The organism is Paenibacillus silagei (genome assembly GCF_017874735.1).
Lineage (GTDB): Bacteria > Bacillota > Bacilli > Paenibacillales > Paenibacillaceae > Paenibacillus_AQ > Paenibacillus_AQ silagei.
In genome coordinates, this window is the sequence record NZ_JAGGLV010000019.1 from 35261 (window position 1) to 47770 (window position 12510).

Annotated in this window: 11 protein-coding genes; 3 read left to right on the forward strand and 8 right to left on the reverse strand. The window is 53.4% G+C overall.

Features of this window, described 5'->3' with window-relative positions; all coding sequences use genetic code 11:
- The 3 genes from J2Z70_RS23715 (at position 1) to J2Z70_RS23725 (ending at position 3566) form a co-directional block, all read left to right on the forward strand.
- Positions 1-1878, forward strand: a complete 1878-nt coding sequence (locus tag J2Z70_RS23715; RefSeq protein WP_036722120.1) for an FAD-dependent oxidoreductase — start codon at positions 1-3, stop codon at positions 1876-1878.
- A 239-nt stretch (positions 1879-2117) separates the two neighbouring features.
- Positions 2118-2567, forward strand: coding sequence for a hypothetical protein (locus tag J2Z70_RS23720; RefSeq protein WP_036722118.1), 450 nt, complete (start codon positions 2118-2120; stop codon positions 2565-2567).
- An 18-nt stretch (positions 2568-2585) separates the two neighbouring features.
- Positions 2586-3566: a polyprenyl synthetase family protein gene (locus tag J2Z70_RS23725; RefSeq protein WP_209877280.1), complete on the forward strand. Its 981-nt coding sequence runs from the start codon at positions 2586-2588 to the stop codon at positions 3564-3566.
- A 1097-nt stretch (positions 3567-4663) separates the two neighbouring features.
- On the opposite strand, the gene J2Z70_RS23730 is transcribed toward J2Z70_RS23725, so the two are convergent.
- The 8 genes from J2Z70_RS23730 to J2Z70_RS23765 all read right to left on the reverse strand — a co-directional run bounded on the left by J2Z70_RS23730 (position 4664) and on the right by J2Z70_RS23765 (position 12413).
- On the reverse strand, positions 4664-5548 hold the full coding sequence (locus J2Z70_RS23730) for a UbiA-like polyprenyltransferase (protein ID WP_051477771.1): 885 nt from the start codon (positions 5546-5548) through the stop codon (positions 4664-4666).
- A gap of 17 nt (positions 5549-5565) precedes the next feature.
- Positions 5566-6849, reverse strand: coding sequence for an aspartate aminotransferase family protein (locus tag J2Z70_RS23735; protein WP_209877282.1), 1284 nt, complete (start codon positions 6847-6849; stop codon positions 5566-5568).
- Between the two features lie 126 nt (positions 6850-6975).
- Positions 6976-8901: a peptidase U32 family protein gene (locus J2Z70_RS23740; RefSeq protein ID WP_209877285.1), complete on the reverse strand. Its 1926-nt coding sequence runs from the start codon at positions 8899-8901 to the stop codon at positions 6976-6978.
- Positions 8902-8922: 21 nt separating this feature from the next.
- Positions 8923-9714, reverse strand: a complete 792-nt coding sequence (locus tag J2Z70_RS23745; protein WP_209877298.1) for an energy-coupling factor transporter transmembrane component T family protein — start codon at positions 9712-9714, stop codon at positions 8923-8925.
- Complete coding sequence (locus J2Z70_RS23750; protein WP_209877300.1) at positions 9707-10615, reverse strand: energy-coupling factor transporter ATPase; 909 nt, start codon at positions 10613-10615, stop codon at positions 9707-9709. Before J2Z70_RS23750 ends, J2Z70_RS23745 begins: the two co-directional genes overlap by 8 nt.
- A complete protein-coding gene (locus J2Z70_RS23755) occupies positions 10591-11457 on the reverse strand; it encodes an ATP-binding cassette domain-containing protein (protein ID WP_209877302.1) in 867 nt (288 codons plus the stop codon). Before J2Z70_RS23755 ends, J2Z70_RS23750 begins: the two co-directional genes overlap by 25 nt.
- 19 nt (positions 11458-11476) lie before the next feature.
- Entirely contained in the window at positions 11477-12040 is a 564-nt protein-coding gene (locus J2Z70_RS23760; protein ID WP_036700635.1) for a Gx transporter family protein, read from the reverse strand.
- Complete coding sequence (locus J2Z70_RS23765) at positions 12024-12413, reverse strand: NusG domain II-containing protein (protein WP_209877304.1); 390 nt, start codon at positions 12411-12413, stop codon at positions 12024-12026. The genes J2Z70_RS23760 and J2Z70_RS23765 overlap by 17 nt, the downstream gene beginning before the upstream one ends.
- Positions 12414-12510 lie beyond the last annotated feature (97 nt).

Consider the following 12510-nt stretch of genomic DNA (forward strand, 5'->3'; position numbering starts at 1 on the left):
TTGAAGAAAATAGTCATTTTGGGCGGCGGCTACGGCGGCGTACTCACGGCTAAGAAACTGGCAAAGAAATTTAAGAACGACAAAGATGTAGAAATCAAACTGATCGACCGAAATCCATACCACACTCTTTTGACTGAGCTGCATGAGGTTTCTGCGAATCGCGCACCTGAGGATTCGATCAAAATTGACTTGAAGAAAATCTTTGCCGGCCTGAAGGTAGATGTTGTTCTGGACGAAATCAGCAACATTGATTTCAAGAACAAGAAGCTGAAGTCCGACAAAGCCACTTATGCTTATGATTATCTGGTCATCGGCACAGGAAGCAAGCCAACCTTCTTCGGAATCCCCGGAGCAGAAGAGAACACCTTCTCCTTCTGGTCCTACGATGATGCAGTTGCCTTGAAGCGTCAGATCCGCGACATGTACACCAAAGCTGCGAAGGAAAAGAACCCGGCTACACGCCGCGCTATGCTGACCTTCGTAATTATCGGTGCCGGCTTTACCGGCGTTGAGCTTGTAGGTGAAATGGCCGAGCAGCGCGATGAGCTCTGCAGAGAATTCTTCATCGATCCTTCCGAAGTGAGATTAATCGTGGCTGATATGGCTCCGAAGATCCTGCCTATCCTGCCGGATAAGCTGATCCAGAAAGCCGAAGCCCGTCTGCGCAAGCTGAAGGTAGAAATTGTTACAGGCGCCAAAATCACCGAAGTAGGCGCAGGCTCTGTTGCCCTCGGCGAGAAGAACATCGTGGATGCACAGACAATTGTCTGGACAGCCGGTGTTGAAGGCTCCGAAATTGTCGGCAACCTTGATGTTCAGCAGCAAGGCCGCAAACGTATTGTTACCAATGAACACCTTGAAAGTGTTGACCATAAGAACGTATACGTTGTAGGGGATAACATCTTCTTCATCCCTGAAGGCGAAGAACGTCCAGTTCCGCAAATGGTTGAGAATGCTGAACAAGCGGCTCCGGTTATCGCAGGCAATATCACTGCCGATATCAAGGGTACGCCTAAAAAAGCATACAAACCAGGCTTCCACGGCACCATGGTTTCGATCGGCAGCCGCTACGGTGTAGCGAACGTTGGTCTTCCGGGCAAGTTCTTCATGCTGACCGGCTTCATGGCTATGTTGTCCAAACATTTCATCAATATGTTCTATCTGTCACAGGTTGTAGGCTTCAATAAGGTCTGGACTTACATGATGCACGAGTTCTTCCATGTTGAGAACCGCAAGAGCTTCGTTGGCGGTTACTTCTCCAAGCGCTCGCCGAACTTCTGGCTCGTTCCGCTCCGTATGCTCCTTGGGGGAATGTGGTTATATGAAGGTATAGAGAAGATCCGCAAGATCTGGGTTGATCCGAATAAGATTTTCCTGATTCCTGCGGCTCCTTATGCAGACGCCACATCGGCAGCAAGTCAGGCTGTGGATGCAGTCAAAACTACCGTAGATGCCCAATCTGCCGCTTCCGCAGTATCCACTGCCAAAGAAGCTGTATCGGCTCTTCCGGTTCCAGGCTTCATTTATGATATCTCTAACTGGTTCATGGATCTCATGTTCTATAACCCGGATGGTTCTTACACCTTCCTGGCCAAATGGTTCCAAATTGGTATGGTCTGTGCCGAGATCGTCTTCGGTGTAATGCTGATCGTCGGTCTGTTCACAGCTATCTCTGCTATAGCTACGATAGGTATGGCGGTTATGATCTGGACCACCAAGATGGCAGCAACAGAAATGCTCTGGTATGTTGGGGCAGCGATTGCCTGCATCGGCGGTTCCGGCACCGTGTTCAGCCTGGATTACTATGTTCTTCCTTGGCTCAAGAAGCAGTGGAAGAGGATACCTCTCGTCCGGCGCTGGTATCTGTATACCGACTGATGAACCGGGTAACCGGTGGTTAAGAACTACATTCATTTATAACAGCGGCGTATGCACAACCTGCGCTGCTGCAAGCTGAATAGGATATTCTTAAGAGTAATGTGTCCCTAGGACACATTACTCTCCTTGTTTAACGAGGTGAAAGTACATTTATATGTTCGTTTTCAACAAAATGGTTTTGTAGGGATAATCAGGGATTCGGTTCCATCCAGCAAAACCGACATGAAGGAGAGAAGCTTGTGAACCAAAAAATCGCCCAAGATACATTCCGGTTGCTTCAGGCTGAGATGTCTAAGATCGCCGGAATTCAGTTGTCTCTCTCTCCGGCAGAATGTGAGCAAATGCTCTCGGTACTGGAACGCCATGATCTGGAATATGACCGCAAAACCCATTTGCTAGGCATTTATACCATTCTTACCGTGGCAGCACAGCGCCATATGGAATGTGTCCCACATCATCCTGACCTGACCCGTAACATTTTGGATGGAGATTACCTGTACAGCTTCTATCTGCAGTTTGCAGTGAAATGCCGGGAGCTGGATCTGGTGGCCTACATGGCCCCTTCCATCAAAAAAATGCAGATCGCACGTTCAAATGGAGAGTTCACCGAACACAATCCGGCCCGGGAGTTGGATGAATTCCTCATTCAGGAGCGCAGACAACGAAGCCGTACCAGTAAAGCCATTTGACAGGTGGGAACATGAACGATGAAGCTGCATGAAGCCTTGAATATTGATCTGAATGAAATTAACCGTGAAATTAAGAATCTGGTCACCCATGATAAGGATGTTCCCAAAAAGTCGCAGCTGGCGCAGAGCATTCTCGAATTAACAGGCTCAGGCGGTAAACGCCTCCGCCCGCTGATGGTTATTGTCGGCAGCCGGTTTGGCCTGAGACCTGCCGGACGCCGAACTCTGCAATTATCCGCTGCGGCTGAATTTATCCATGTGGCCTCACTGATTCATGACGATATTATTGATAACGCCGAGCTGCGGCGGGGCGAGCCTGCGCTTCATATCAAGACAGGCATTCTATCCGCTGTTCATATCGGTAATTATATGTCTGCCCGCATCATTGAACTGCTCAGCAAGTACACCGGGGATAAGGACCGTTACGTTCACGATCTGTCCTCTGTCGCCACCTCCCAATTGTGTCTTGGCGAATATCAGCAATTAGAGCATGCCTTCGATTATGATCTTACGCTGGAGCAATATCTGGAGAAATCCCGTAACAAAACCGCGCTGCTAATGGCCACCTGCCTGCGGGTAGGCGCACTGTCGGCGGAGAGCAGCACAGAGACAGCCCAGCTCCTCTATGATTTCGGCGAAGCGCTGGGGATGTCGTTCCAGATCCAGGATGATATCCTGGACTTCACGCAATCGGCGGATGTACTAGGCAAGCCGGCCGGCAGCGATCTCCGCCACGGCCAGGTTACCCTTCCGGTGCTCTTTGCCTTAGAGGATGCCGAGCTTGCCCCTGTCATCCGCAGAATAGGCCCTGGCTCATCTCCCGCCGACATCGAACAAGTCCTGGAGCTGGTAAGGGCCAGTGATGCCCTAACCCGCTCAGAGGCCGTCAGCCAGGACTATCTGGCCCGGGCTGCTGCGATTGTGGAGCAGCTCTCCAGCTTCCCGGCGCATGCCGATCTGAATATACTGCTGGAATACTTCGCCGGGCGTGACCGCTGAGCTCCGGACTGAATGGGTTATAGCCAGCGATGCTCTAGCGCATTGTGGCCGTCAGCAGGGAATACCTGGCCAAGGCTGTTGCAATCGGTTAGCATCTGTAAGCTTTCGTACAATGCTTACGTAGCTCAGCTGTATTATGATGCTGCAAGCTCCACGCTGCTTTATTAGTTCATACTGTACGCTCCACCCTTCACACTATATGTATTAACACATATTAAGTAAACGAGCCTGAGTAAGGCTCGTTTTTTTGTTTTTTATCACACTTCGCCGCGCTAATTGTATTTTTTACAACTAAAGTCCCCTCTAATGAGCTGACAGGTGCTTTAATTGCACTCTGTACACCTATTTAGGCTGGAATACCCTCAAAAGCTACTTTTCATTATTTTTAGTTGTACAGAATACATGTATCATACGAAATTAGCTTTTTGGATGTCTTTTAGTTGTACGAAATACACTTAACCGCCCACATCTCACCCATCCGCTAAACCAGCGAACGCAGCGCAGCGAACGTGAGTGGTGTTTAGCTAGGGGGTTTGGGGTTTGGGGTTTGGGGTTTGGGGTTTGGGGTTTGGGGTTTGGGGTTTGCGGTTTGCGGTTTGCGGTTTGCGGTTTGCGGTTTGCGGTTTGCGGTTTGCGGTTTGCGGTTTGCGGTTTGCGGTTTGGGGTTTGCGGTTTGGGGTTTGGGGTTTGGGGTTTGGGGTTTGCGGTTTGCGGTTTGCGGTTTGCGGTTTGCGGTTTGGGGTTTGCGGTTTGGGGTTTGGGGTTTGGGGTTTGGGGTTGGAGGGTTTTAAGGTTTCCGCCCAAAAAGAAGAAAAGCGCGAAGCTCTAAGCTTATTCGCGCTTTTTCTGCCGCCCCCCTCTGGGTAGGCCTGTTGTCTTTTTGAAGTTAGTGTTGCTCTGGGAGAGGTTAGGACGGAACGGAGAGGAATTTTGGAACTGTAGGAGCGGCAGCGTTCGCCTTTAACTTCGGATTCCTACCGCGTTCAGCGGCTCGAATCAGGGAATCCGAAGTTAACAGCGACCGGAAGTCCAAACATTCCGCGCAGTGCAGCTCCCCAACCTCCGGCCCGCCCTCACCAAACGCGCCCCCCCCCAACCTAATTAACGTAAAAATAATCAATCAGCGTACACAGCAAGATCACCATACTGATCACCTGATTCAAATTATAAGAAGCCACCTTCATCAGCTTGCGGTTAGCAGGCTTGATAATCTTGTGCTCTGTCATAAGCAGCACCGTAGCGATGCCGATGCCCACCAGATACATCCAGCCGAGATCACGCCAGACGTACAGGAACAGCAGCAGCATAACCATAATGAAATGCAGCCCTTTGGAGATCCGCAGCGCGTTCTCCAGGCCGAAGAAGCTCGGTATGGACCATAAGCCGTTCTTGCGGTCGAACTCAATGTCCTGAGTCCCGTAGATGATATCAAACCCGGCAATCCAGAGCATCACCACGGTTCCGATCACGAATGGCGTGAAGGCGATATTCCCGGTAACCGCAAACCAGGCGCCAATCGGCGCCGAAGCAATCACGAAGCCCAGATACAGATGGCTCAGGAAGGTGAACCGCTTCGTATAAGAGTAGGATGAGATCAGTACAATGGCTACCGGGGACAGCACCAGACAGAGCAGGTTCAGCATCCCGGAGGCCACAATGAACAGGGCATAATTGATGATAATGAACAGAATGACTTCCTTCTCGGCGAGCAGACGCTGCGGCAGATGCCGGTGGGCGGTTCGCGGATTGTTGCCGTCGAAGGTGCGGTCTACCAGACGATTGAACGCATTCGCCCCGTTGCGTGCACCGATCAGCGCGATTAGTCCCCATAACATCATATGGCCGGAAGGCCAGCCTCCCGCCGCCCAGACCATCGAGATGATGGCAAAAGGCAGTGAGAACAGCGTATGCGAGAACATCACCAGCTCGCTGAACATTTTCATTTTAAGCGCCGTATGTTTAAAAGCATTAATGATAACCATATTGTTAGGCCTCTTTCTCAGTGGATCGCTTGCAGCACTTCATGGAGTGCATCCAGCAGGGCATCGATATTACCGGAAGTGACCACAAGCGGCGGCTGGAAGGCGAGGACGTTGCGGCCTATACCGTTTTTGCCGATCAGGTATCCGCGGTCCTTCAGCTCTTCCAGCACATAGTCTGTCACCGCAGCCGCATCCTCAGTCTCCGAACCGGCTAGCTCGGCCCCCAGCATAAGTCCGGTGCCCCGTACGTCGGTAATCAACGCAGGGTAACGCTCCTGGAGAGCAAGCAAGCCTTGCTTCAGCTGCCCGCCCAGCTCAGCCGCACGTTCTGCCAGCCGCTCATCACGGATGTAGTCCAGCACCGCCAGCGCCGTAGCCGCTGAGACCGGATTCCCTCCGAACGTCGAGGCGGAAGGCTTGTTCAGCGATGCCGCAATCTCATCCGTTGTGGAAAAGGCAGCGATGGGCACTCCGTTCCCCAGCGCCTTAGCCATGCTGATAATGTCCGGCACGACGCCGAAATGCTCCATCGCAAACATAGCTCCGCTCCGGCCGTAGCCGGTCTGGATTTCGTCGTCAATCAGCAGTACACCGTACTGCTCAAGCAGCGCCTTCACCTCACGGAAATAGGACAGCGCAGGCATGACGATCCCGCCGTTCCCTTGAATCGGCTCCACGATCATGGCAGCAATGGTGTCTCCTTGGGCAGCGAGTACCTCCTTCAGATTCTGGATCGACTGCGCCGCCGCTTCCTCCAGCGTCAATTCCGGATGATACGGGCGCTTAATAAACGTCACATCCTCATCCAGGTAGGCATCGGTCCTCCACATTTGCAGCCCGGTCACACTCATGGTGAGGTTGGTCCGGCCATGCAGGCCAGCTTCCAGGGCGATGAAGCCTTTGCGGCCGGTATGCATCCGCGCCAGCAGCAGCGCCCCTTCATTCGCCTCCGAGCCACTGTTGACGAAGAATGTCCGGCGCAGCGCGCCCGGCAGCACTTCTTCCAGGCGTTCCGCCAAATCTACATTCGGCTGGGTCAGATAGATCGGCGAAGTGTGCTGCAATTGCTGAAGCTGTGCTATCGTGCGGGAAGTAATAGCCGGATTACAGTGGCCGCAGGCAACCACTGAGACTCCTGCGAAGAAGTCGGTGTATTCCTTGCCGTTCTCATCGTAGACATACTGCATGCTTCCGCGCACCAATTGCGGGGCATCCCGGTAAAAATGTGCGGTGCACGGGTAGAAATACTGCTTTCTTTTGGCAGCTACCGCTTCTCTTCCAATGATGACGCTCTGTTCCATGTAAATCCCTCACTTTCAACTGCTGATAATTCAAGATGATTAGTTTGTGAAAAAAGGTACTTATAATTGCGCCATATGCCCTTATTATACTCTCCTCGGCGTTATTTTAAAATTGAATTATTAGCATTAGTTGAATTGCAGTGAACCGAGGGTGTATCCCGCATAGACCGGCTTCAGCCCGCCCAGCAGTTCCTCCTCCGGCTTCGCCCCATCCATTGCAGCCTGATAAGCAGCAATAATAGTGCGCAGCTCCTCTATGCTGTATGTCGCACCTTCAATCCGGAAGCTTGTAATTCCCAGGCCGTTCATTTCACCCAGCATCGGGAGATAACATAGCTCCTTGGCGAACAGCAGATGGCAGCGGCCATATTGGTCACGGTAGACCGGGTTCTCGCCCTTATCGGTCTTGAGCACCAGCACTTCATTACGGACATACTGGTTGTCTTCCTCCCCAATCGGCTCCATCACCTCTGTATTCTCGAACAGATCATGCTCCATATACATCAATGCAGGCGTTCCGTGAACCACAACCTCCAGCGGCAAGTCACTGTGCGAGGTGAAGGAGGCGAAATGCTCCAGCGTCATCTCCGGCGAAACGGTCAGCTTCGTCAAGCCCAGTCCGGCATACAGTCCGGCTGACAGATGGTTATATACATTCAGATTGGCATCGCCCATCATCGGGTAACCGGTGCCACGGTAACGGCGGATCGCCCCCAGGTTCGTAATGATCAGGCCGTCAATCGGCAGCCGTTCCCCGTTCAGCAGATGATCATATTGGTCGAAATGCAGCTCGTTCATCATCCGCGGCAGACCCAGATATAGCTTGGTATGGCCTTTTACCGCTCCAAGATCCTTAATATCCTGCTTCGTAAAAGGACGGTCCGGCTCAAACACATCGCCCGGCAGGTACAAGCTGTCTACTCCCATCTCCAGTACGAGTCGCGCTTGCTCCATATTATTCACACGCACTGCCAGCTCAGGCTTGATAAGGGTACTGCGTCTGTCTTCAGCCATTCGTGCCCGCAGTTCCGTCACCCGCTCCGCAGACAGCTCACGCTCGGCAGTCGGCGTACTGAATACTTTGCCAGTACTGTAGAACTTGCCTGTCCCCTCATAACGGCGGTTGATATTCGACAGTCCCGGTCTGCCAAAAGCATACGCCGTGGAGAAATCACGCTTACGGTTGTTATACAGCTCTTTGGAATCCTGGGTCCGGTCGAAGCCCAGCGGATCATCGATATAACGGTCAATCGCATCGCCGTAGCTGTTGGACAGCATCACCATGAAGTCTTTATCGCGCATACGGCCTTCGATTTTGAAGGAAGTAATGCCCGATTCAATCAGCTCCGGAAGATGCTCATACATGAACATATCCTTCACCGCCAGCGGATATTCCGCAGGGAAGACATAGCCGTCACGTTTGATCCGGTAATCCCAGCGGCAAGGTTTCATGCATTTGCCCCGGTTACTGCTCATCCCGAACACCTGAGAGCTGAAATAACAGTTCGCCCCGTGGACAGAGCACATATCGCCATGGATGAAATACTCCAGCTCCATACCGCTTCTTGCGCCCAGCAGCTTCGCAGTCTGCAGATCCATCTCCCTCGAGGTAACGACCCGGCTGACGCCCAGCTCCTTCAGCGCGTGGATCATCTCCAGATTATGCACATTCATCATGACGGATGCGTGAACCGGCAGATTCAGCCCCATCTCGCGGATCAATTCCAGCACCGCCATATCCTGCACGATCAGCGCGTCCGGTCGGGCCGTGTCCAGGAAGCTAAGGTACGCTCTGGCCTCTTCCACATCCTCTTCGCTGAACAGATTGTTGACCGTGATATATACTTTTTTGTCCATACTATGAGCGATATTCAGGGCTTCGATAATCTCTTCATGACTCAAGTTGTAGCCCTTGCGCATCATTCTCATGTTCAGCACCGGACCGCCGAAATACACCGCGTCACACTTCGATTCAATAACAGCCTTGAAGATCTCGAAGGTTCCCGCAGGTGCCAGTAACTCTACTTCTTTACCATTAAAATAACGTGCCATTACCGTATCCCCCTAAATGTCTTACAATAATACAACTGCAACTCCCAGTACAACGAACATAGCAACAAAAAGCGTATCCGCCGCGCCCCACCTGAGCCGGTGATACCGGCTGCGCGGCGCATCCATACGGAAGCCCCGGGCTTCCATGGAATAGATCAGGTCCTGGGCGCGCCGGAACGCACTGGCGATAACCGGGACCAGCAGCGAGACAAGCATCCGTGCCTTCTCCTTCAGCGGCAGCTCCTTCAAGTCCGCTCCGCGCGAGGCCTGCGCCTTAAGAATAATCTGCGCCTCATCCAGAATCGTCGGGATGAAGCGGAGCGCGATGCTGATCATCAGCGTAATCCGGTCCGGTGACAGCCTGAGCTTCTTAAGCGGGGCCAGTACTCCCTCAAGTCCCTGATTCAGCTTGGCGGGTGTCGTCGTGAAGGTCAGTAGGGCTGTGAAGGTCAGCAGGAATAACATGCGGATGACAGAAAATGCTCCCATCCGCAGGCCGCCCGCATGCAGCGAGAACGAGCCAAGCGACCACAGCACCTCCCCTTCCTTCACGGACAGCGCCTGTACGATGAAGATGAACAACATCAGATAACGCAGAGGCTTCACAGCCTTGATGAAATATTTCAGTGGAATGCGGGTCGTCGCCATCACCACGATGGAGAAGACCGCAACCAGCCCGATTGATCTCCACGAAGTAGACAGCAGGATGATGGCTACATAGAGCAGCATCCCGGTGATTTTGGACCGGGCATCCAGCTTATGGACCCAGGAGCCCGTATCAATGCTGCGTCCCAGCAGCAGACGCTCATTCATGGCCATTCCCCATTTCTTCCGTGCCGGAGGCATTCAGCGTGCGGCGCTCTTCCAGCAAGGCCGCAAGCCGCCCCGCGAGGCCCTCCGCTGTAAGGAGCGGCTTCTCGCCGCTAAGGCCGAAGCGCTCGGCGGCAGCTTGCCAGTAACGCAGAGACTGCGGAACCCGCAGTCCGCAGCGCTCCAGAATCGCCGGATCAGCGGCCAGTTCGCCGCCACTGCCCTGGAAGGCGAGCTCCCCATCCTTAAGTAGCACCCAGTTGTCGGCATACGGCAACAGTTCATCCATCCGGTGCGTCACGATGATGATCGTCCGGCCCTGCTCGCGGCACAGCCGCTCCAAGAGCGCGATCAGCTCCGCGCGGCTTACCGGGTCCAGGGTGGCTGTCGGCTCATCCAGCACCACAATGTCCGGGTCCATTGCCAGCACGGAAGCGATAGCCGCCTTGCGCATCTGTCCTCCGCTGAGCCGGAAGGGATTGCGCTCCAGCAGCGCCAGATCCAGCCCCATGTCCGTCATCGACTTGCGGGCCCGTGCCTTGGCCTCCTCCAGACTGACTCCGAAGTTCAGCGGCCCGAAGCAGAGATCCTTCTCCACCGTATCTTCGAACATCTGCTGCTCCGGGAATTGAAAGACGAGGCCTACCCTCCGCCGCAGCGGAAGCAGCCTCGGTGATTTCTCCCCAGCAGTTATCGTTACATCCAGCACCTGCACCGTGCCTTCCGTCGGCTTAAGAATGCCATTGAACAGCTGGAGCAATGTAGATTTGCCGGAGCCGGTGGCTCCGGCAATGCCGGTCAGCGAACCCTCGGCAATCTCCAGATTAATCCCGTGCAGCGCCGTCTGCTTCCACATACTGCGGTCGGCATACGTGTAGCTTACTTGCTGTAGTTGTATTGCCATAGTGTGTCTATAAGCTCCTTTTCGCTGGCGGGTACATCCACCGTAATTCCCCGGCTCTCCAGTTCACGGGCTAGCTGCCAAGTATAAGGCTCCCGCAAATGACACTTCTCCAGCAGCTCCGCATCACGGAACAGCTCCGCAGGTGATACATCTGCCGCGATGCTTCCCCCGTGCAGCGCCAGCACCCGGTCCGAAGCCAGAATCTCATCTGCATCATGGGTAATCAGCAGAATCGTGTAGCTGCCCGCGGCCTGCATGTCCCGCAGAATCCCCATCAGCTCATCGCGGCTGCCTTCGTCCAACATAGAAGAGGCCTCGTCGAAGATGACGATGCCTGGCTTCATGGCGAGAATCGAGGCGATGGCCACTCGCTGCTTCTGCCCGCCCGACAGCTCTCCGGGATGCTTCGACAGCAGATGGCCAATCCCGAGCTTACCAGTATAGAATTCAAGCCGCTCCTTCATCTCTTCGTAGGACAGGCACTGGCCCTCCAGGCCGAAGAGAATATCCTCTTCCACCGTCTGCCCGATGAACTGGTTATCAGGGTTCTGAAAGACCATTCCGATGCATTGCCGGATGGACTGGACCGTCTCTTCCTGCAGCGTATGCCCGCAGACTGAGATATGACCGGCGCTCTTCGGAAGCAGCGCATTCAGCAGCTTGACCAGGGTCGATTTGCCGCAGCCGTTAGGCCCGACAATGCTCACCCATTGGCCCTGCGGGATCGATACGTTGATATCATGAAGAATCGGATGCTCCGGGTCATAGCCGAAGGATACGCCCTCAAGGGCAATCACCGCTGGCTTTTCACCGGCTGTTCTATCGTTGTACGCTTGATTCATGTTACTCATCCTTCCGCAGCTAGTGACCCGGTCCGTTCAGGAACTCTTCAAACAAGGATATTTTGGATAGCGAGTCAACCACATACCGGACGGCGAAACCGACAGCAATGCCCGTAATAATACCGGTAATCAGCAGCACCGGCAGGTAATAGAAAATACTCGTTGAATTGAACACGAACGAGGCTGCCAGCAGCTGCCCCGTATTGTGAGCCAATCCGCCTGCAATGCTGATGCCGATGACACTGAACTTTCTGCGGCCAAGCTTCACCAGCGCGAACATCACGATGAAGCTGAACAGGGAGCCGAACAGGCTGAACAGCAGGCTGGACAGCGTGCCGAGCAGGAAGGCGGTCAGCAGTGTCTTCAGGATCACCAGAACCAGGACATCCCGTCCGCGCAAAAAGTAAATACAGGTCAAAATCATAATATTGGCGAAGCCCAGCTTCGCCCCGGGCATCAGCCCCACTCCGGCCAGCGGGATCTGCGCCTCCACAATACTCAGCACCACAGCAACGGCAGCGAATATAGCAATAATTACGGTCCGCTTCAGCGCTGTAGCCGATTCACTACTGGACATAGCCATCTACTTCATCCTCCCCGGCCGCACTTGCAATCTCAACCAATACCCGGTGCGGAAGACATACGATGGTCTGCTTGGGCAGCGTGATGAATCCGAAGCCAAGACATACCTTATCGGGACAATCCGCGTCGAACATCTCAACCCCGTAATCATACACCTTCAGAATGTTATAGCCCCGTTCGGTGCGGACCTCAATAGTCTGCTCTTCTTTGGTAAGGGTTATCGTTTTGAATAACTTACCATCTACCGTGATGTTGGCCTTGAGTTCTTTGCCCGGCCCACCTTTATCAGCATCGTTTGACAGCCATCTTGGCACGAGAAAAGCGAGCGCAGCAATCAGAACGATAGAAATCAGCAGCACATCTGCGCGTTTCATAGAAATCTCCCTTATTTTTTAATTAAAATCCAGACTTAATAATTATAACGGTCTGCCCTCAATCCTTCAATGAATGTAGTCGTTAATTGTCGCAATT